Here is a 23245-nt window from a genome sequence, read left to right as displayed (position 1 = left end):
TCTTTATTGACTACACTTGTAAATTAACTTTTCGTTATTTAAATTGTGATTTGTCGTATAATCAGTTTACAAGCGCTTACAACAGGTGTACATTGAAGCTGTAATAGTTATTCTCCTCTAGTGAGGTAGAAAGAAAGGTCAATACTATGACAGAAAAAGTATACACTGACTACTTCTATGATGAAGCAGATTTTGACAAAAACCATTTTAGATATAAAAACTTACACATTCCAGATGGTGTTGAAGCTCAACCTTTAGCTGTACCACCTGTTTTAAAACCTGATAAAGTGGACGGCAATGATGTTTGGTTCACTATTGAATCTCTTGAAGGTGAGACACAATTTTTACCTGGTTCAAAAACTAAAACTTGGGGTTATAATGCTCCATTTTTAGGACAAACAATGGTACTTAAAACTGGTCAACATGTTCATGTCACATTAAAGAATAGTCTTAAAGAATTAACCACTTATCACTGGCATGGTATGGAAGTTCCTGGTCCATACATTGATGGAAGTTGTCATGCTCCTGTTTATCCTGGTGAAGAAAAAGAAATTGAGTTTACTGTTGAACAACCAGCTGCATTAACATGGCTTCACGCTCACCCATGTCCAAGTACAGCAGCTCAAGTTTGGATGGGGTTAGCAATGGGAGTAGTTATTACTGATGACCATGAAGCTGAACTTCCAATTCCAAAAGCATACGGCAAAGACGAATTTCCTATTGTATTACAAGATAGAGTGTTCCACAAAGATAATCAATTTGATTACCGTGCTGATTATGATCCTATGGGAGTATTTGGCGATACACCACTAATTAATGGTATCATTAAACCATATATTGATGTAACGACCCAAAAAGTTCGTTTGCTCTTCTTAGGTGGTACTAACCGTCGTGAATGGAGATTACACTTCGATAATGATTTAGTTATGACTCAAATCGCAGGAGATGATTCTTTCTTAGAACATCCTGTAAAGATGACCAAATTATTAGTTGGTCCTGGTGAACGTCTTCAAGTAATTGTTGATTTCTCAGGTTATAAATCTGGAGATGTCGTAAATCTTTATACTGATGACTTCAAACTTATTGAATTTAGAATTCATGACTTTGAAGAAGATAATTCTGTCTTGCCAGATACCCTATTCACACCGACAGATCCAAAAGTTGATCCAGATGCTCCAATCCGGAAAGTAACAATGGATGACCATGATAAAATTAATGGTAAGCAATATTCTATGCAAAGAATTGATATGAAAGCTGAAGTTAACCATGCAGAATATTGGGATGTAACTAATACTAACAGCAAGAGTCACGGTATGCTTCATCCATTCCACATTCATGGTGCTCATTTCTTAGTTGTATCACGCAATGGCCAAACTCCAAATCCTAATGAAATCGGAGTTTACAAAGACACAATTGAAGTTGCTCCACAAGAAACTGTTCGTCTAAAAGTAATCTTCCCTAAAGAAGGTCTCTTTATGTATCACTGCCACATCATTGAACACGAAGATGCTGGTATGATGGCAAACATCTTAATTGTTGATCCAACCAAGCCAGAACCACATTACGATTTAATGGATATGGAAACCTTAACTAAAGCATTTGCGGAAGAAAAAGGAATTCCAGAAAGCGAAGTATTCATGCCAGGTATGTGTACTGAAGGCTACATGGATCATTGTCATGATGATGCAAATAGCGGAGCTAGTCATCATTAAAGCAAATAAATAGTTATTAAAAAAAAGACCTGCAATGCAGGTCTTTTTTCTACCAATTTCCACCATTATCATATTCACTAACGTTATTATTGTAAGTTGTATTGTAATTACTACCAGAATCAGAATTAACTGCAGAATCACTATTAGCTGGAAATACTTGGTAATTAGTAAAGGCGTTAGGATTTGTCCAATCAATAGCATTATATTTTTCATTTAAACGATTCTGCCTAGTTTCTTCATTGCTAAGTTTTTGCTTTTTCAAACCTAAGTTAGTTCGAGTATAATTTGAAACTCTCTGTAATTCACTCGTTGAAGCAACTTGAATTGAGGCGCCATCAATCCAAGCATCGTGGCCATGAATATAGTCACTCTTAATATTATTTGCTACAGAACGATAATTAATAGCGATAGCCATCATATCACTAAAAGTCATATTAGTTGTCACGTTTTTTGAAAAAGCTTTTAGGATTTTTTTATAGTTTGAAATGCTATTTAAACTTAAAGCATTTTTGACAATTGCCATGATAATTTGTCTTTGGCGCAATTGTCTTCCATAATCACCACGAGGATCTTCTTTTCTCATTCTTGCGTAATCTAATGCTTGTTTACCATTTAAATGCATTTTTCCTTTCTTGAAGGTGGTATTATAAGTGAACGAAAATGGTACTTTAACATCTACTCCACCTACAGCATCCACTAATTCTTGCAATGCCTTCATATTAACTTCCATGTAATAATTAATTGGAGTATTAAGCAAGGCCTTCGTAGTTTTCATTGCAGCTTTATTACCACCTACTTGATAAGCTGAATTAACTCTAAACATAAAGTATTTTCCATTATCGCCCTTTATATCAGCCAACAAATCTCGTGGTATTGATGTCAAAGTGGATTTTTGAGTCTGTGGATTGGCCGTCGCAAGAATCATAGTATCAGAATTTCCTTGATCATGACGATTTTCAATTCCTTGATCTACTCCCAAAATTAATACCGAAATAGGTTGCTTATTAGTAATCTGAGTAGCAGGCGTACCACCTTGATAAGTATTTCCCAACGCTGCTTCTAAATTAAAGTAAAAATGGCTCCCCCATGTTGCCACAAATCCAACAACAAGAAAAACAATTAAGGTCAGAAGCTTTTTAAAATTTTTATTACTAGCGATCTGTTTATTTGCAGTAAAAAATTGATTTCGAGATAGTAAACGCCCACTGCGTTGCTTGAAGCGATATTCTTCCCGACTATCTGGATGATTTTTCGTCATATCCAATTCTCCTCAACAAACTTATATTTAAATTTTGCCACTTTTTGTTTTAAAACTATACTTTTTTGTGTAATTTTAAGGCTTTATTTAAGATAAAAAGACGTTTTTTTGTAAAATCTACAAATAACACGCTAAAATAAACTTATTCAAATCACGGAGGAATTTTATATGGTATTACCTACAAGAAATGAAGTCCCCAAAGAGTTGACTTGGGATTTAACACGAGTTTTTCCTACTGATCAAGCTTGGCAAAAAGAATTTGAGTCAGTAAGCAATGAAATTTCCAATCTAAATAACTTGAGTGCCATCATTACTAAATCTGGTAATGATTTATATTCAGCATTAACCCAAATTTTTTCAATTGATCGCCGTCTAGAAAAAATTTATGTTTATGCCACGATGTCTAGAGATGTTGATACTAGCAATAATCATTATTTAGGTTTTGCCGCAATGGCAGAAGATTTGGCAAATAAATATAGCTCAGCTATTAGCTTCATTAATCCAGCTATTTTATCTTTAAGCAATCAAGTCTTAAAAGAATTTGAGCTACAAGAACCTAAATTATTAAATTACAAACACTATTTAGATCAGATTACTAATAAAAGAAATCATACTCTAGATGCGCAATCTGAACAAATTATTGCTGCAAGTGGTGCTGCTCTTGGTTCATCAAGTAATACTTTTAATGTGCTAACCAATTCAGATCTTGAATTTGGTTATACAACTGACAATGATGGCGAGATGGTTCAATTAACTGAAGGATTATATAGTCAGCTTATCCAATCACCAAAAAGAACCGTCAGAAAAAATGCTTTCGAAACTCTTTATGCAAGCTATGGTCAATTTCAAAATACACTTGCTTCAACTCTTTCAGGCAATGTTAAATCACAAAATTATGTTGCATTAATGCATGGTTACAATAGTGCGCGCGAAGCAGCTTTAGCACAAAGTCACATCCCTGTTTCCGTTTACGATAACTTAATTAAAGGGGTTCATAAACATCTCAATTTACTCCACCGTTATATGAAATTAAGAAAAAAAGTTTTGGGATTAGAAGAACTAGAAATGTATGATCTCTATGTTCCAATTACAGGAACCCCATCTTTATCCTATAGCTATAGTGAATCGAAAAAGCAAGCACGAGAGGCATTAAGTATTTTAGGGAAAGAATACCTTGATCAAGTTGATTATATTTTTAATAATCGAGTAATTGATGTTGTGGAATCTAAGGGAAAAGTAACTGGAGCATATTCAGGTGGTAGTTATGATACAGATCCTTATGAATTGCTTAATTGGACTAATGACTTTGATGCTCTTTATACTTTAGTTCACGAAACGGGCCATTCTGTACATTCTGCTTTCACTAGAAAAAATCAACCTTATATCTATGGCGAATACCCTATCTTCTTAGCAGAAATAGCATCAACTACCAATGAAAACATTCTAACTGAATATTTATTAAGTAAAGCAACTGATCCTAAAATTAGAGCATTTATTCTTAACTACAATTTAGAAGCATTCAGAACTACCCTTTATCGCCAAACTCAATTTGCTGAATTTGAACAATTTATTCATGAGGCAGATCAAAGCGGAGAACCACTAACAGCTGAAAAATTGAATTCTTTTTATGGTGAATTAAATCAAAAATATTATGGAATCGTAGAGCCTGGCAGTGATATCGATAAAGAATGGTCAAGAATTCCTCACTTTTATTACAATTTTTATGTATATCAATATTCTACGGGATTCGCTGCAGCGGTTGCTTTAGCTAAGAATATCGTTCATGGCACAGAAAAACAAAAAGCAGACTATCTAGCATTTTTAAAAGCAGGTTCAAGTGAATATCCTATTGAGATTATGAAAAAAGCTGGTGTCGATATGACAACGTCAACTTATCTTGACAGTGCCTTTTCAGTCTTTGAGCAGCGCTTAAACGAACTAGAAAAATTACTATAAAAACAAAAAACAGACTATTAACCTGTAGTAAATTACCAAAATTAAATTTCATTTTGGATGAACTACAACTTTAGTCTGTTTTTATTTTTATAACCTTATCATGCCAAAAATTAATCCAATCAGATACAAAAAAATGCAAATAACTCCTAAATAAAGCCCTGCCCATTTTAAAGCATCTTTTAAAATAATTCCTTCTTTTCCTTCTAACTTAACTCCAGTAGTTGCAACCGCAATTGATTGTGGTGAAAGCATATTACCTGCTGTTGACCCTGCCATATTTGATGCAACTAACCAGTATTTATTTACCCCTAAATTTTTAGCCGCAGACAATTGTAAATCTCCAAATAAGACATTAGAGGAAGTATTCGATCCTGTTGCAAAACTCCCAATTGCACCAATAATAGGAGCAAAAAGTGGATATATTGGTCCTAACCCCTTTACTAAGCTAGTTGCCAGTGTCGTTGTCATTCCAGAATAATCCATTACTTTAGCTAATGCTACAATTGCGCAAACCGTAATAATGGTTTTCCATATGCTTTTTAAAGTCAAAATCAAAATCTTCAACTGTTCCTGCAATGATACTTTTTGAACTAATCCACCAATAATAGCCGACAATAAAATAATAGTACCTGGTGATACTAGGTAAGAAAAAGTTTGTCCATTATCTTGGCCTGGATAAATCTGAAAACCAATTTGAAAATTATTCAAAAAGTTATTAATCTGTGGAAAAAGCGGTGAAGTAACTAATACTAATGAAAAAATCAATATAAATGGTGCTGTTGCAACTGCAATTTCAGTTAAAGTATGTTTTTCTTGTTTAACAGATGACTTGTTTTTCCTTTGAGCCAACATTATTAAGACAATTAAAGTCGCTAATGATGCCACAATTGTAGGTAATTCTGGTCCTAATAAGTACGAAACCACTAGTTGAACGATTCCATATACTAGCCCAGCTGTTAAAGGATAGTACCATATTTTCTTTAATTCCTTAAAAGATGAATCGACTAATAAAACTAACAAAAATGGCACTAAAATACACAAAAGTAATAATTGTAAACTAACAAATATAGCTAAAGTTTGAGAATTTAACTTTGTTACATCTGCCAAAGTAATTACTGGAAGACCTACTGCTCCAAAAGAAGTGGTAGCAGTATTAGCTAATAAACTAATAACAGATGCTTTAATCGGCTTAATATTAAAAGAAATCAAAATACCAGCAGGAATCGCAACAGCTATTCCAAAACCCGCTACAGATTCTAAAAATGCTCCAAAAGCCCAACATACTAATAAAACTAATATTCTAGGGTCAGTAGATACATGGCTTAGGGCATTTTGAATAACTCGCATATTTCCTGAATAACTTGCGCTATTGTAGGCGAATAAGGCTGCGACAACAACATATGAAATTACTATCAGGCCCATTGTCGCACCATCTAAAGCACCTAAAAAAGTTTTAGTAACAGTTAATTTGCCACCTAATATTGATAATAATACAGTCAATGCTAATCCAATACTTGTTGCTTTAACAGCTGGCATTTTAAAAACGCCTAATGAAATAATTAGCCATATAATTGGTAACAAGTCTAAAAATAACTGTATCAGTGAATTCATCGCATAACCTCCAGTATAAATATATTTTTATATTATCATATAGTATTTATACGGACCAATTATATGCTCAAAAAAAGCTCGCTAATGCGAGCTTACAATCAATACTTTAACATTCCTAATATTATTCCAAGACCAAATAAATATAAGCAAATTATTACCAAATAAAGACTAAACCATTTAAGAGCTTGCTTTAGAAGTTCCCCTTCATGTCCTTCAAGCCCAGTAGAAGCAGTAGCGACAGCTATTGATTGTGGAGATATCATTTTTCCAGCTGTTGCACCTACCATATTAGAAGCAACCACCCAATCAACATTTGCTTCCAGTGATCGAGCTGCTGATAATTGTAAGTTCCCAAATAAAACATTAGCAGAAGTATCTGATCCTGTTATAAAAGTTCCAACTGCACCTATTAAAGGAGCTACTAAAGGATATACAGGCCCCATTAAAGCAACTAAACTAACTGCCAAAATATTAGTCATTCCACTATATCCCATGACTTTAGCTAAAGCGACAATTGTACAAACCGTTAGAGTCGTTTTTCCTAATCCCTTAATAGTAGTAATAAAAATTTTCCCCAATTGTTGTAGCTTAATTTTTTGAATTAAACCACCAATTATAGTTGCAATAATTATCAGTGTCCCAGGTGATGCTATATACGCAAATGAAAAACTCCCCTTACCAATCGAAAACTTAATAATAAAGTGATTTAAGAATTGATTAATGCTAGGAACAAGGGGAGAAGCCATTAATACCAATACAAAGACTAAAATAAATGGTGACATCGCTCTAAGTATTGGATTTAACGAATGGCTTTTCATTTCTAGATCTTTCGCTTGTTCTTTATTTTGATTTTTTAATTTTGCTAAAGAAATTGTCACTACAATACTAAAAATTGCACCGACAATTGCAGGGAGCTCAGGCCCTACAAACTTTGCAACAATAATCTGAGGTAAAGCAAATGCTAACCCTGAGGCTAAACATATCCCTCCAACTCCTTTTATTGCCTTTAAATTATTTTCAACTAAAACAACCAACACAAAAGGTATCAATATAATCAATGGTAATAATTCAAAAGTAACATAAGCTGATAATTCATTGCCGTTTATTTGAGTAAGATTCGACAAAGTAATAACTGGAAGTCCAATGGCGCCAAATGCTGTAGGAGTAGTATTAGCAATTAAACATATTACACTCGCTCTGATTGGATCTATCCCAAAAGCTATTAAAATTCCTGCAGGAATTGCTACTGCAGTTCCAAAGCCTGCTATAGCTTCTAAAAATCCACCAAACCCCCAAGCAATAATTAGTACCAATATACGCCTATCTGTAGAAATCGAGCTCAATAAATCTTGAATTATCTTAATACTTCCTGATTGATTAGTTACATTATATGTAAATAATGCTGCGACAATAACATAAATAATTGGAAATAGTGCCATCAAAACACCTTCTAAGGCTGCATTGAAGATATTAGTAACAGGCATTTTGAAACTGAACTTAGCTAAGATAATTGTTATAATTAGACCAATTGCTGTTGCCTTTGTGGCTGCCATTTTTAAAAAGCCAAGTGACATAATTAGCCATATAATTGGTAGCAAGGCAAAAATAAATTTAATCCACATATTTGCATTCATAATGCTGCCTCCATATTTCAACTCTATAGGCTAATCATACCATGAAAGCGCTTTATTTATAAAGTGAAAAGTATTAAAAAAAACGGCGCTAATTGCGCCATTTCAATGTTTATCTTTTCACAATCTTTGCTAAATATACTGTTAAATATACTAAAACTTCAATTACTGAAATGAAGAAAGTAACTGGCCAATTGGTAATAAACCCTAAATATAATCCAACCCATACGCCAATTAGTGCCAAACCTACAGACCAAGCTATCATAGCTGAAATTGTTTTTCCCAGATACCTTGCAGTTGACGCTGGTAAAGTTAGTAAAATAAATACTAATAGTGAGCCGACAACTTGAGAACCAACACTTACCGCCATAGCCATTACAATTAAAAATATTATTCCTACTAAACTAACATTTACATTGTGAGCTAGGGCACCAATATGATCAAATGAATCAAAGTTTAATTGGCGTTGAATTATAGCAATAATTATTAAAACTAATAAAGATAATACAGTTAACTGAATTACCCCTTCTAAGTCCACTCCAATAATACTTCCGAATAAAATATTAGTTGCATAGCGACTATTAGATCCTGCTAAAGATAGAAATAATACTCCTAAGCCAATAAATAATGCACTAATAGCACTAATGGAAGATTCTTTTTGATTGGAATGGATCGATAATTCACCCACTCCTAAAGAGCCTAATAATGTAAATAAAAGCATCCCCCAAAGCGGATTAATTCCCATAAAAACAGCAAAAGCTGCTCCCGCAAAGCCAATTTCACTCAAAGTATGAGCTAAAAAACTAAAGCTTCTCGCTACAACATAAACACCTACTACACCACAAGTAATTGCAATAAAGGTAGAAGCCCAAAAGGCGTAGCGCATAAATTCATATGCAAACATTATTCATACGCCTCCTTAGTTAACTGGCTAATTTTATTATGTTCTAAATTTTTATCCTTAAACAATAAATAGTCCTTCATGTACTTCTTAGCTAATGGAATATCATGTGTTGTAAACAGGACTGTTAGGCCATGTTTTTCATTTAGATGTTTAATGAGTGTCATCAATTCTTCTTTAGCTACTGGATCTAAACTAGCAGTAGCTTCATCTAAAATAATAAAATTGGGTTCATCAAGCAAAGCTTGTGCTAGATATGCTCTTTGTTTTTGTCCACCACTAGCTTCACCCATCCGTGTATTTTGAATTTCTAATAAATTGGTTTCCTTTAAAATATTATCAACTCTTTTTTTGACAGATGCTGACTTAAATAAAGGAGTATTCAGCTCAATAAAAGCCCTGATGCTTAATGGATAGTCTGAATCAATATTTCGAAATTGAGGTACATAACCAATCTTAGTATTCTGAGAAAATTTAAAAACACCAGCAGTAGCTGTTAACATATTCATCAAAATACGAATCAAGGTAGTTTTACCTGCACCATTAGGTCCCAGTAAGGCCGTCATTGAACCTTTTTTTAGCGCAAAATTTAAATTTTCAAAAACAGTTTGTTCATCAAATTTCATTGTTAAATTTTCAACTGTTAAAACTTTTGCCATTACTACCTTCCTTTCAATTAATTTTTGATTTTTATTTGATAATTAAAAATCTTATCAGTATATTCCTATTTACTCAATAATGCAATTATTTTTCTTTGGACACTACTATCATCACTTGAACCAATTAATTCATCAGCAGCTTCTTTAGCAACTATTTGAGCTGTTGACGTAGCAAAGCTTTTGCCAACATATTTAAGCATTGCAACATCATTTCCACTATCACCAAAAGCTACCATTTCTTTAGATGAAATTCCTAATTTCTTCCCCAAAAGTTTAAGTCCTACAGCCTTATTCATATCAACTTTAGAAACATCAATAGTAAATTCAGACCCCGCAACAAAGCCTAATTTAGGGAATTTTTCTTTCATTTCAGTTACCAGGTCTAAAACATTATCATGTAAAATCACAAAGCTCATCTTAAATAATCGGTCATCTATTTCATCAAAAGAGTTCACTGCTTGCAGTTTATGGTAATATTTTTTCATTTCTTGATAAAGTTCATTACCATCACTCTTTAAAACATAAGCGCTATTCAAGCCCGCCCATACGACGGGATATTTATATTTAATACAAGCTCTTTGAATTTCATTAATTTCTTCAATAGTTAAATCTTCAATTGCTAAAATCTGATTTCCCTTGGCAACTAAAGCACCATTTTCAGCCACAAAATATAAGTCATTAACATTATTGGGAAAACGAGTTTTTAAGTTATCATATTGATTACCGCTTGCAATAACAAAGTTAATATTATTTTTCTTCATTAAGGCAATATCTTTTTCAAAAAGATCTACATCATATTTTTTATCAGAATTTAGCCACGTACCATCCATATCTGTCGCAATTAATTTGATCATAGTTATCCTCCTGCTTACTTTTATTCTATCAAAAAAAGACACTATCTTAATTGATAGCGCCTAATTTATTTAAATTGACATAAATTATTTGTTTACTGGCTTTTTCCAGAATCCCAAAATAACAGCTGCAACAATTGAACCAATAATTACTGCTAAGAAGTAACCAGGGATATTAGTTGCGAGTGGGGATACCCAGAAACCACCGTGAGGTGCAGGAACACCTACATGTAATAAACCAACTAATGCACCAGCAATAGCTGAACCAATAACACTTGAAGGAATTACACGACTAGGATCTGCAGCAGCAAATGGGATAGCACCTTCTGTAATGAATGAGAACCCTAAAATCCAGTTAGTAATACCAGCTTTTCTTTCTTCATCAGTAAACTTGTTCTTAAAGAATGCACTAGCAATCGCTGTAGCAAATGGAGCAACCATACCACCAACCATAACAGCAGCCATTAAAATAGCAGCAGTCTTAGAGTTAGGATCATTAGCAAAAGCACCTGAAGCAAAGACATAAGCAGCTTTGTTAAAAGGACCACCCATATCAATTGACATCATACCTGCCAAAATAGCTGTAAGTAATACTAAATTACCAGTTCCTAAGTGATTTAAGAATGCAGTAATACCTGCATTTAATGCACCGAAAATCGGATTAATGATGAAGAACATCACTAAAGCTGTAAGAAGCAATGATAAAATTGGGTAAATAAGCATTGGTTTCATACCTTCAACTGACTTAGGTAAGCCTTTGAATAACTTCTTAAGACCTACCACAATGTATCCAGCGATGAAACCAGCCGCAATACCACCTAAGAAACCAGCTGCAGAATTAGCGCTGTGATTTACACTAGCAACATATGCTCCGCCAAATGAACCCTTGTAAACAGTTGCCATAAAACCGCCGACGAAACCTGGCATAAGTGCAGGCGCATCACCAATTGCTTCAGCAATATAAGCGGCAAGAACTGGTACCATGAAAGCAAAGGCCATACTACCAGCATTGTTTAAGAATACAAATGCCTCTGTCTTAGCTCCACCCATGTATTGTTCAACTAAGAAGGAGATGGCCATTAAGATACCGCCACCGATAACGAATGGAAGCATATGACTAATACCATTCATCAATTGTTGATATATAGCATGAAGGCCACTTGCTTTTGCTTCACTTGCTTCTTCGCTATTACCACTATCATGGTATACGCTACCCTTACCAGCTAAAATATCTTTAACCAATTCTTCTGGCTTGTTAATACCATCAACAACTGGACCAGCAATCAATTCCTTGCCATCAAAACGGGCCATCTTAACTTTTTTATCAGAAGCAATGATAACACCTTTAGCACGCTTAATTTCATCAGCAGTTAATTCATGCTTAACACCTTCTGAACCATTAGTTTCAATTCTAACTTCAGCGCCTAACTTTTCACCAGCCTTAATCAAAGCTTGTTCAGCCATGTAAGTGTGAGCAATACCATTAATACATGCAGTTACCCCAACAATCAATGGCTTGTCACTTTTATCTTCTTTTGCATCTTCGGCTTTCTTAGCTGCTGCTTTTTCTGCTGCTGCTTTTTCTTCAGCATCCTTAGCATCTTCTGCAGCAGTAAAAATATCAATAATTTCTTCAGGCTTAGTAGCTGCTTTTAATTTAGCAATTAAATCAGGATTTACAAGTAAACCTGAGAGCTTAGCTAATGCTTGCAAGTGAGTATTATCTGCACCATCTGGAGCTGTAATCATGAAGAATAAGTGAACTGGTTGTCCATCTAATGAATCAAAGTCAATGCCTTGATCACTCTTAGCAAATAACACACGAGCTTTATTAATACTCTTATTACGTGCGTGTGGCATCGCAATTCCTTCACCAATACCAGTAGTTGATTGATTTTCACGTGCCCAAATAGATTTTACGAACTCATCTTTATCATTGACTACGCCAGTAGCAACTTCCAAATCAGCCATTTCATTAATAGCTTCTTCTTTATTAGTTGCCTTTAAGCTCATAATCATTGATTCAGGGTTTAAAATATCTTTAATCCGCATGCTTTTCCCCTCTTTTTCTAGATTTTTAGTTTTTATTTTACTTCTTCTACCTTAATTTGTGGTAAAACTGCATCAATTTGGCTCTTAACTGCAATATCCTTAGTGAAGGCAGTAGCAGCACCACAAGCCATCCCAATTCTAAATGCTTCAACTGAATTTTTAGTTTCGAAGTAAGTTCCAACAAATCCAGCAATCATTGAATCACCAGCACCAACTGAATTCACAGCAACTCCCTTGGCACCAGCTGCATGATATACACCATCTTGAGTTACCAAGTAGCCCCCATCTTTAGCCATAGAAATCATGACATTTTGAGCGCCCATATCAAGTAACTTCTTAGCATAAGTAAGCATTTCTTCATTAGAATTGAAAGTTACACCAAATAAATCAGCCAATTCATGGTGGTTAGGCTTAATAACAAGTGGCTTATATTCCAAAGTATCAAGTAAAGCTTGACCAGTTGTATCTACAACAAATTCAGCACCAGCTTCTTTGATAGTTGGAAGTAAATCTTTGTAGAAGTCCGCACCTAAACTTGGTGTTAAACTACCACTCATTACAACGATGTCACCTTCGTTTAAATCTGCTAAACGTGACTTAAATGCGGCAATTTCTTGTTCAGTAATTTGTGGTCCTGCAGCGTTAATTTCAGACTCAACTTCAGCATGAATCTTTACATTAACTCTTGTTGTATCAGAAATTTTTACAAAATCACTGACAATTTGTTTTTGATTAAGTTGACGGACAAGCTCTGTTCCTGTAAAGCCACCAACAAATCCCCAAGCTGTATTATCAATTTTTAACTGATTTAAAATTTGAGAAACATTAATTCCCTTTCCACCTGCTAAAAATTGGCAATCATTAGTCCGGTTAACTTCACCAGTATTTACTTTTTCGAGTTGTAATACGTAGTCAAGTGCTGGATTAACTGTAACTGTATATATCATTTAGTCAGCCTCCTCATAAACTAAATCATCTGGTAATTTATTTTTTTGGTCAGAAGATAATGGATTGGTAATCAAGGTCACTTCAGAAACATGAGCGAATTTAGCAAAATGCTCATCAAATAGCTTTGCCGAATCCATTAAGACAAAGACTTGTTTCGACTGCAATAGCTCTTGGCGTTTAATAGCAGCTTCGGAAGGATCTGGGGTAGTAAAATCCCCCATCTTACTCAAACCATTTGCTCCTATAAAAGCAGCCGTAAAATTTAAATTTGAAAGTTGCTTAATTGCAATCTCCCCTACAATAGCATGAGTTTGCTTTTTTAACTTTCCTCCTAAAACTCTTGTAGGGATATCCTCTTTAAGAAGTTCAACTGCTGTATCTAAACTATTCGTTACTACTGTTAAATCAGCAACTTCTTTTAAAAAAGGAACCATTTCATATACGGTAGTTCCAGCATCTAAAAATATATAAGATCCTGGTTTCACAAAATTTTGAACTGTATATCTTGCTATTTTTCTTTTTTGTTCAACATTAATCGTAAAACGAATATGTTGAGCAATGTCTCTTATTGATCTATTCACTGCTTGTGCTCCACCATGAACCCGTTGCAGCAAACCTAATTGATCCATTTCTGACAAATCACGGCGAATAGTTGATTCTGACGATTGCGTCAATTTGCATAAATCAACAACACGACAGAAATCATGCTGATCGACGTAATTCTTTATCATCGATTGGCGCTCTTGTGTCAGCATCTTTTTCACCTCGACTAATATAGTAACCGCTATCTTAGTCAAAAGCAATCATTTTCACTCATTTTCAGTCATTTTTCGATAAAAATTTTTCAACCACAAAAAAAGAATATATTCTTTAAGAAATATATTCTTCAGATAAATATCAGTCTTGATATAAGTACTTACTTACCGCCTTATTAACATCCATACCATTTCTAATCTTTAAAGCTAATTCAATTGTTACATCAGCTAAAATAGATTGTGGATCAATTACATTATATGGATGATTAGGGGCTTTTTCTTGCGCTAAAGATAATTCAGTACAACCTAGCAAAATTACATTACAGCCATAATCATCATGCATTTTCCGTAAAATTCTATGATATAGCTCACCATCAACGTAACCATTTTCTTTAATGTCACTATAAATCAGTTCATTTACTAATGGCTGAATTTCATTACCACCTAATTCAACTTTTCTTCCATTTTTGACAATGCTATTTTCGTACAACTTATCAAAAATAGAACCTTCTGTAGCTATTAATCCTATTTTTTCTTCTTTAGGAAATTTTTCCATAAAATGATGTACTGCAATATCCATCATATTCAAAAAGGGAATATCAGTTAATGCGGCTAAATCATGATAAAAGTAGTGAGCCGTATTACATGGCATTACAAAAAAATCAGGCTTTAATAAAGATTGTTTTTCTACATCATCTTTCAATGCAAAAAAGAAGTTTTCTTTAGTATGATCTTTAATATAAGCGGTTCTATCAGGAATCTGGGCATCATTTACTAGGATATAGTTTAAATAATCTTGATCCTTGCTAATTTTTACTCGGTGATTAATTAAGCGAACATAGCTTTCTGTCGCAATAGTTCCCATGCCACCAAGAATAGTAAAAAAGTGTTTCATCCTAAGCTACTTTCTATCGATTATTTTTCTAATTCTTTGATTGCATTTCTAGCTACAACAATATCAGATGGATAAGGCGTATTTACACCTCTAATTTTTTGGAACGGATCTGCTCCTTTACCGCAAATTAATACGACATCATTTTTACCAGCCATACTAATGGCTTCACGTATTGCTTTTTCACGATCAAGTTCAATAGTTACATCGACCTTTGCATGATCAATTCCAGCATCAATTTCTTCTGCAATATCCATCGGATCTTCAAAACCGGGATCGTCAGTTGTAAGAAATGCCTTATCAGCAAATACACTCAAACTTTGACTAAAGCCTGGTCGACGGCTTACACCCTTATCGCCAGGAGCTCCTACAACGACTATAATTTTAGGATTGCTAAATTCTTTCTTCATAAATCCCATTAGGGCCATCATACTTGCCTTGTTATGAGCATAATCAACCACAACTAGGCCATGATTCTTAGTCTTTTCAGTTTCCATTCTACCTGAAATAGTAACATGTCGAATACCTTCTGAAGCATTCTCGTGATTTGCTCCACCAAGTCCAGCACCAATAATAGCTGCTGTACCATTGATTTCATTAAAGTCACCAATCATATCTAAAGTATATTCGCCTTCAATAGCTAAATGCTTTGCCTTATCACTAGCACAAAATAGTTGGAATTTAGTTTCAATTAAGTCTGTTTCTTCAGATTTAAATAAAAAGTCAACTGGTACTTTTAAATCTGGATTTTCATAACCTTGTCTACTAAAGAGATAAATGCTATCTGGATTAGTTGTAGTTGTTGCAGCGGCATAAACTTCTGGAAAATGATCAGTTTCTGCATTAATAATACACTTACGTGAATTTACAAGTAATTGCAATTTACAGTGTAAATAATCTGCAAAATTAGGGTGTTCATTAGGTCCAATATGATCTGGTGTAATATTCAAAAAGAAACCTAAATCATAAGTTAAACCAAAAACTCGATTCTTTTTATAAGCTTGTGAAGACACTTCCATAACTAAGTGGGTCATTCCGTTATCTACTGCTCTACGCATATTACGGAATAAGTCCAAAGATTCAGGAGTGGTTAAGCTTGATTTGAAGGTATCTTCTGGCTTAGGTCCAACTACGTCATTAACTGATGAAAATAGCGCTGTTTTTCCGCCATTCATCTTATCAAAAATTCCTTTTAAGAAATAAGCAGATGTAGTTTTACCCTTAGTACCAGTAAATGCAACCAAGAATAAATCATCTTGTGGAAAGCGATAAAATGCAGCTGATAGCAAAGCCATTGCCTTAGTAACATCCCTAACAACCAAAGCATGCATGCCTTTTCCCTCAGGAAATGGTTGTTCTGCTACATAACAAGTAGCTCCATTATCTTTAGCCATAGACAAATAAGTTGGTCTAAAGCCAGCTCCTTTACAAAAGAATAGCGTATTAGTTTGAATATCACGTGAATCATAAGAAATGTAGTCCATCTTCGTAGGTACCGAATCTTGAACTGCACTTGATTTTAATAAGTGATGTTCTTTTAAAATTAAAATACATGTGTTTAAAGAAATACTCATGGTTTAAAACCCCTTAGATTGTTTTCAGACCAAATTATAACACAGTAGCCTTGCTTTCGGGCAAAGCTACCTTAAATGGGAGATGAATAATAAAACTTGTTAACTGATCATTAGATTCACACGTGATTTTTCCGTGATGTAAATCAATAACTTCTTTAACAATTGCTAATCCTAATCCAGTACCACCCGTTTTGGTATTACGAGAAGTTTCTACACGATAAAATCGTTCAAAAATCTTTTGGAGAGCTTCCTTAGGAATAGCCTCCCCATCATTTTCCACCCTTATTTCTACTAAATTGGCCTTAATTTTTTTAGCAGATAAGTTAATAAAACTTGCACCATGACCATACTTCAAAGCATTGGAAATCAAATTATTAAAAACGCGTACTAATTTTTCTGCATCAGCATCAATCACTAAATCATCTGGTTTAGTATTAACATTTAAAGAGATATTTTTTTCTTCAGCTTCTAACTCAAAACCTGCGGCTACTTGCTCCAGCATTGATGTTAAATGTAGTGGTGCCATATTCACTTTTGTTTTTGTGGAATTTAAAGTTGTGTAATCAAACAGGTCATTGGCCAAAGCCTTCATTTGTCCCGCTTTATTATAAGCAATATCAACATATTTTAGTTGATCAGCAGTTAAACTGTTATCAGCTTTCAATAGTCCTAAATAACCAATAATTGAGGTTAAAGGGGTACGAATATCATGAGAGACATTAGTAATTAAATCATCTTTTGATTGCTCTATCTGACGTTCTTCATTCATAGCATTTACAGTACTATCAACCAAGAAATTTATTGAATCAATTACCTTTTGTAAATCTGTTTTCACTACAAACGAAATCCGATGATCAAAATGCCCTTCAGCTATATAGTGCAGTTCTTGAATAACATGTCGTAGTTGCATTTGGTGGTAACGACGTAAAAGTCGCCAATATAGCACCAACATATCACCACAACCCATAAAGAAAACAAAAATTCTTTGCCAAGACCAAATATGTAATCCATTTCCAAAAATTAAAGTGCTTTTTAAGAAATAAATTCCATTTTCTAAACTTTGATTAGTTAAAATAGCCAAGTTTATTAAGATTATAACTGATAAATTTAAAAGAAGAAGCAGTATAATTGTTACTACTGCTTCCGCAAATAATTCACTTTTTTCACGTCCGGTTAACTTGACGCGTTTTTTTTTCATATTAAGCCTCTACCTTGTAACCTACTCCCCAAACAGTTTGAATAACTTCTTCTCCATCAGTAGCCTTTTGGATTTTATCACGCAAGTGAGAAACGTGAACCATAACTGTTTTAGCTGAAACAACAGATTCTTGTTGCCATACCCTTTCAAAAATCTCATCAGCACTAAATACACGATTTGGATGACTTGCAAGTAAATATAAAATACCAAATTCTAGAGCTGTTAATTGAATAACATTGCCAGCAATTGTTTTTACTTCATGTGAATCTTTATTAATTACTAAAGGACCAATTTCTAAAATATCTGGTTTATCACTTGTCACTTTCTTTTGACTACGACGAAGTAATGAACGAACTCTCGCCATAACTTCTAATGGATTGAATGGCTTAACAACGTAATCATCAGCTCCAGTAATTAAGCCTTGAATTTTATCCATATCACCAGTTTTAGCTGAAACAACAATGATAGGAATATCTGAATCTTTTCTAAGTTCTTTAATCACATCAATTCCAGTCATTTGCGGCATCATAATATCCAAAATCATCAATCCAATATCAGGCGTCGTTGCTATTTTGGTTAGAGCTTCTTTTCCGCTATATGCAGCAATTGGTTCATAGCCTTCATTTTTGAGGTAAATACTAAGTAATTCAACAATTTCTTTGTCATCATCAACGACTATAATTTTCATAACTTGGAATCCTCTTTTTACTTTCTAATAATCTCAATTTATATTGTATCGAATATATAAAAAAGAGCATGCAATAAAGCATGCTCTTTTCATATTCTTAAGATTATTCTATTTCTTTTTTGCCAGTGTAGAGTTCATAGTAGTAACCCTTCTTTGCTAGCAACTCTTGATGATTACCAGCTTCAATTATATGGCCATGGTCTAATACACAAATAATATCTGAATTGACAATCGTCGATAATCTATGGGCAATGACAAAACTTGTTCTGCCAGCTAGCAAATTGTCCATCCCTTGTTGGACCATTCGTTCAGTTCGAGTATCAATACTTGATGTAGCTTCATCTAAAATCATTACTGGGCGATCTGCAATCATAGCTCGAGCTATTGATAACAATTGCATTTGTCCTTGAGAAAGATCGCCACCATCTCCATCAATTACAGTATTATAACCATCATCTAATTCATGAATAAATTCATCTGCATGAGCTAATCGTGCTGCTTGATACACATCATCATCACTAGCATCAGGATTACCAAAACGAATATTGTCCATAATCGTTCCTGTAAACATATGCGTATCTTGCAAAACAATTGCCACAGACTGACGCAAATCATCTTTCCTAATATTTTTAATATCTATTCCATCATATAAAATTTGCCCAGAACTAATTTCATAAAAACGATTAATCATACTTGAAATTGTAGTTTTTCCTGCACCGGTTTCACCAACAAGAGCTACTTTCATGCCAGGCTTCGCTTCTAAATTTATATTATAAAGAATCTGTTTATCTGGAACATAACCAAAATTTACATTCTTAAAGCTAATATGTCCCTTTACTGGAACTTCTTTTACTGCATTTTCACTAGGCACTTGCCAATCCCAAGCACCTTTTACTTCGCGATCAGGTGCAATAGTGACTTGCCCTTGGTCAATTTCTTTTTCTTGATCAAGTAAGTTAAAAATTCGATCTGCTCCAGCTAAGGCCATTACAATTGAGTTTAACTGTTGTGAAATTTGAGCAATTGGCATACTAAATGAACGCGATAATTGTAAAAATGAAGCTATCGCTCCTAAAGTAAGTGGCAAATACCCATTAATTGCGCTCACTCCACCAATTAAAGCAATCAAAACATATGATATATTACCAATATTCCCCATAATTGGAAACAGAACTGTTGCATATACATTCGCATTTCCTGAAGCTATTCGTAATTCTTCATTGTATTTTTCAAAATCTTTCTTAGCAAATTCTTCATGACTAAATACTTTGATTACTTTCAATCCTGAAAGCATTTCTTCATTGTAGCCATTTAGTTCTCCTAACTTCTTCTGCTGAATTTTGAAATAATTTCCAGATTTATTAGTTAAGTATTTTACTATTCCAACAGCTAATGCAAAAATCACTAATGCTACGATAGTTAATTGCCAGCTTAAAATAAGCATTGAACCAAGAACAAAAATAATACTTAAAGTAGAATTTACAAATTGCGGGATTGATTGCGATATCATCTGCATTAGGGTGTCGATATCATTAGTATATCGCGACATAATATCGCCATATTCATTTTGATCAAAATAAGAAATTGGCAAGTATTGCATATGCTTAAACATATCATCCCGAATGCTTTTTTGAACTTTTTGAGCCAAAATCATCATGAGTAAAGTGTAAGCGTAAGTAGCTACTACCCCAATTAAATAGATTACCCCTAACATGATAATTGCTCTAAAAAGTGGAGTGAAATTTGGTGTGCTTTCCTTGAGCATTGGTGTTATATAGTCATCAATCAAGCGTTCAATAAAGAGCGAACCATAAACAGTTGAAAAAGCACTAATTACAATACCAAGTAATGATAGCGGAAAAGCGGCAGGGCCTGTTTTCAAAACATACATGAGTAGGCGCTTAAGGGCTTTCCTTTTTTTGACGGGTTGTTGTTGTTTCTCCATCTACTTACACCTACTTTCCTTGTTCTTCTTGGAATTTATTAATAGAACTATACAATTCATTTCTCTTAATTAATTCGTCGTGTGTTCCAATATCTTCAATTTTTCCATGGTTCATAACAATAATTCGATCGGCATCTTTAATCGAAACAATTCTTTGAGAAATAATAATTTTAGTAGTCTTTGGCAAATCTCTCCGAAGTGCTAATCGGATTTCCTTTTCAGTTTTAGTATCAACTGCAGATGTTGAATCATCTAAGATTAAAACTTTTGGCTTTTTAAGTAAAGCTCGAGCAATAGTAATTCTTTGTTTTTGACCTCCAGAAACATTATTACCACCTTGTTCAATCATAGTATCGTAGCCATCTGAAAATTCTTTAATAAAATCATCTGCATGAGCCACTTTACTTGCAGCAATAACTTCTTCATCACTAGCAACCCCATTTAAGGTTATCTTTAATAGTCCCAGAAAATAGCACATTCTTTTGTAACACCATTGCTACGTTATCACGTAAAGTTTTTAAATCATATGACCGTACATTATGTCCTGCTACTCTTACTGCTCCACCTGTTGAATCGTAAAGTCGTGGAATCATAGCTACTAAAGTTGACTTCCCTGAACCAGTTTCACCAATAATTCCAATAGTTTCTCCAGAATGAATGTGCAAGTTAATATCTTTTAAAGCATACACATCAGAGTCTTTTTCGTATTTAAAATTGACATGGTCAAATAATATATCTCCATTTGTAAATTCAGTAACTGGATGTTGCTGGGGTTTAGAAATAGTAGGTACCTCATCAATTACCTCAACAATTCTTTTAGCACTAGCTTGTGAGATAGTTAATTGGGTAAAAATCATTGAGAGCATCATTAAACTGAACAAAACTGAATTAGAATATGAAAACATTGAAACCAGTTGACCAGTTTGCATGGATTTATTAACAATCAAATTAGCTCCAAACCAAGAAAGTAACAGCATAGAACCATTTAACAAAAGCATCATTACTGGAGCATTTAATGCCATGATTTTTTGAGCCGCAGTAAATAACTTATAGATATAATTAGAAGATTTTTGAAATTCTTCAATTTGTTCTTTTTCGTGAACATAAGTCTTTACTTCACGAACTCCACGAACATTTTCACGAACTGTTCGATTTAAGCGATCATATCCTTTGAAAATTTTAGGGAAATAAGGAAAGGCACTTTTAATAATTAACGCTAGTAAAATAGCCATAAATGGAGCTAAAATCACAAATAATACAGCTAACTCTGAATTAACAGCAAACGCCATAATCACAGAAACTACCAACATTAAAGGTGCTCTTACAGCAATTCTTATGACCATCTGATAAGCTAGTTGCACATTATTAATATCTGTAGTTAAACGAGTTACTAAACTAGAGCTAGAAAATTTATCAATATTTTCAAATGAAAAGTCTTGGGTATGAAAAAACATATCCTGACGCAAATTTGCAGCCAAACCCGCTGCTGCTTTTGAAGAGAAATAACTCGCCAAAGCCCCCATAATCAGAGAAAAGAACGCCATAATTAATAAAAAGCTTCCTGTCTTAACAATATAAGGCATGTTTGCTTTCATAATTCCATTATCAATCAACCATCCCATAATATAAGGAATGAACATTTCAATAAAAACTTCAATTGCCACACATAAAGGTGAGAGTAGCGATTGAGTTTTATATTGTCGAACTGACTTCAACAAAGTCTTTATCATAAAAACAACCCCTCTTTTCCTATATACCATACACAAAATTGCCTGTATAAAAGAAAAAAAGACGTTAAACCGTCTTTTTTGCATCTAAACTATTTTAGGCTTTTCTAACAAATTAGTCACGTGATTTGACTTGTGGTACTGGGTTCAACACTGAACCAGTAATGTGATAACGCTTTCTAAATAAATATCTTGCTCCATAAACAAGTGCTACTAAAATCAAGTTACCCCAAGCAGGTAAAACTGGATTAATTATTTGGAATGCTTTGCTTGAGAAAATAGTAATCACTATGAATAAAACAGCAACCATTGCAACTGTCAATAAAGCTATTTTCCCAAATTTTGCCTTACCTTTTCCACCTGCCACCAAAATATCTGTATAGTAAGTCATCAAGGTTCCTAAAATGGCCGCAATTGCAATTAATGTTAGCAAACCGTATTGAGAGTTGTACTGATTTTTAGTTCCAGCTGTTAAGGCCATAATAGCTATCATTGCAGTAAATACTACAAAATATAGCAAACTTGAATCAACTGCTCTCATCCAATACTTAGGCTTTTTAGGTTTAATAACAGGATGCAAAATTTCTTCCGCTTTTAAAATTGGTGATTTTTTGTACAAACTGCTTGCTGGAATGCCCTGCTCTTGAGCAGTTACAATTTCATTTAACAAATCATTTACCATTTTTTCAGCTTCCGCTGAGCTTTTTCCAGCATCGATTAAAGCTTTTTCTAAGCGAAATACATAATCACCATTTTTGTTAGTTAATTGCTTACGCAAACTAGTTGGATTTTGCATTTCACTATTCATTTGTTTTTCTTCCTTAGCTTGAACTTCTTCTTGTTTTTGTATATTAGCTAAGTTTTTCTCTCTTGTATTCATTTATTTC

17 protein-coding genes and 1 pseudogene are annotated in these 23245 nt (G+C 33.8%); 2 read left to right on the top strand and 16 right to left on the bottom strand.

The window, feature by feature from the left end; genetic code table 11:
- The first annotated feature begins 146 nt into the window (after nt 1-146).
- Nucleotides 147-1712, top strand: coding sequence for a multicopper oxidase family protein (locus ETI37_RS02590; protein WP_006586250.1), 1566 nt, complete (start codon nt 147-149; stop codon nt 1710-1712).
- A gap of 49 nt (nt 1713-1761) precedes the next feature.
- Here the strand turns inward: ETI37_RS02590 and ETI37_RS02585 are convergent, their stop codons facing one another.
- Nucleotides 1762-2970, bottom strand: coding sequence for an LCP family protein (locus ETI37_RS02585; RefSeq protein ID WP_006586249.1), 1209 nt, complete (start codon nt 2968-2970; stop codon nt 1762-1764).
- A 168-nt stretch (nt 2971-3138) separates the two neighbouring features.
- Here ETI37_RS02585 and pepF point away from each other — a divergent pair, with 168 nt between their 5' ends.
- Nucleotides 3139-4926: an oligoendopeptidase F gene (pepF, locus tag ETI37_RS02580; protein WP_006586248.1), complete on the top strand. Its 1788-nt coding sequence runs from the start codon at nt 3139-3141 to the stop codon at nt 4924-4926.
- Nucleotides 4927-5013: 87 nt separating this feature from the next.
- Here pepF and ETI37_RS02575 read toward each other — a convergent pair whose 3' ends face one another.
- From ETI37_RS02575 to ETI37_RS02505, 15 genes and pseudogenes are all read right to left on the bottom strand, one after another.
- Nucleotides 5014-6537 carry an L-lactate permease gene (locus ETI37_RS02575; protein ID WP_006586247.1) on the bottom strand — a complete coding sequence of 508 codons (1524 nt, stop codon included), beginning with the start codon at nt 6535-6537 and terminating at the stop codon, nt 5014-5016.
- 98 nt (nt 6538-6635) lie between these two features.
- A complete protein-coding gene (locus ETI37_RS02570; protein WP_034535780.1) occupies nt 6636-8159 on the bottom strand; it encodes an L-lactate permease in 1524 nt (507 codons plus the stop codon).
- A gap of 121 nt (nt 8160-8280) precedes the next feature.
- Nucleotides 8281-9072, bottom strand: a complete 792-nt coding sequence (locus ETI37_RS02565; RefSeq protein ID WP_006586245.1) for a metal ABC transporter permease — start codon at nt 9070-9072, stop codon at nt 8281-8283.
- Nucleotides 9072-9728: a metal ABC transporter ATP-binding protein gene (locus ETI37_RS02560; protein ID WP_006586244.1), complete on the bottom strand. Its 657-nt coding sequence runs from the start codon at nt 9726-9728 to the stop codon at nt 9072-9074. The genes ETI37_RS02565 and ETI37_RS02560 overlap by 1 nt, the downstream gene beginning before the upstream one ends.
- 65 nt (nt 9729-9793) lie before the next feature.
- On the bottom strand, nt 9794-10582 hold the full coding sequence (locus ETI37_RS02555; RefSeq protein WP_006586243.1) for a Cof-type HAD-IIB family hydrolase: 789 nt from the start codon (nt 10580-10582) through the stop codon (nt 9794-9796).
- Between the two features lie 84 nt (nt 10583-10666).
- Complete coding sequence (locus tag ETI37_RS02550) at nt 10667-12631, bottom strand: PTS fructose transporter subunit IIABC (RefSeq protein ID WP_006586242.1); 1965 nt, start codon at nt 12629-12631, stop codon at nt 10667-10669.
- Nucleotides 12632-12663: 32 nt separating this feature from the next.
- Nucleotides 12664-13578, bottom strand: coding sequence for a 1-phosphofructokinase (gene pfkB, locus ETI37_RS02545; RefSeq protein ID WP_006586241.1), 915 nt, complete (start codon nt 13576-13578; stop codon nt 12664-12666).
- Nucleotides 13579-14334: a DeoR/GlpR family DNA-binding transcription regulator gene (locus ETI37_RS02540; protein WP_022091390.1), complete on the bottom strand. Its 756-nt coding sequence runs from the start codon at nt 14332-14334 to the stop codon at nt 13579-13581. It lies immediately after the preceding gene.
- A gap of 142 nt (nt 14335-14476) precedes the next feature.
- Nucleotides 14477-15229 (bottom strand): amino acid racemase, encoded by a 753-nt coding sequence (locus ETI37_RS02535; protein ID WP_006586239.1) that lies wholly within the window; start codon nt 15227-15229, stop codon nt 14477-14479.
- Nucleotides 15230-15249: 20 nt separating this feature from the next.
- Complete coding sequence (locus ETI37_RS02530) at nt 15250-16800, bottom strand: UDP-N-acetylmuramoyl-L-alanyl-D-glutamate--2,6-diaminopimelate ligase (protein WP_143458385.1); 1551 nt, start codon at nt 16798-16800, stop codon at nt 15250-15252.
- A gap of 34 nt (nt 16801-16834) precedes the next feature.
- The gene (locus ETI37_RS02525) at nt 16835-17998 is read right to left on the bottom strand and encodes a sensor histidine kinase (RefSeq protein ID WP_006587587.1); all 1164 of its coding nucleotides are present in this window, start codon (nt 17996-17998) and stop codon (nt 16835-16837) included.
- Between the two features lies 1 nt (nt 17999).
- Nucleotides 18000-18686: a response regulator transcription factor CroR gene (croR, locus tag ETI37_RS02520; protein WP_006586236.1), complete on the bottom strand. Its 687-nt coding sequence runs from the start codon at nt 18684-18686 to the stop codon at nt 18000-18002.
- Nucleotides 18687-18789: 103 nt separating this feature from the next.
- Nucleotides 18790-20631: an ABC transporter ATP-binding protein gene (locus ETI37_RS02515; RefSeq protein WP_006586235.1), complete on the bottom strand. Its 1842-nt coding sequence runs from the start codon at nt 20629-20631 to the stop codon at nt 18790-18792.
- Nucleotides 20632-20641: 10 nt separating this feature from the next.
- Nucleotides 20642-22361 (bottom strand): annotated as a pseudogene (locus ETI37_RS02510) (ABC transporter ATP-binding protein).
- 112 nt (nt 22362-22473) lie between these two features.
- Nucleotides 22474-23238: a DUF1129 family protein gene (locus tag ETI37_RS02505; RefSeq protein ID WP_006586232.1), complete on the bottom strand. Its 765-nt coding sequence runs from the start codon at nt 23236-23238 to the stop codon at nt 22474-22476.
- Between the last annotated feature and the right edge of the window lie 7 nt (nt 23239-23245).

Origin of the sequence: Lactobacillus mulieris (genome assembly GCF_007095465.1) — a bacterium.
GTDB lineage: Bacteria > Bacillota > Bacilli > Lactobacillales > Lactobacillaceae > Lactobacillus > Lactobacillus mulieris.
The sequence above is the reverse complement of the archived record's forward strand: the minus strand, read 5'-3'. Positions and strand labels throughout refer to the sequence as shown.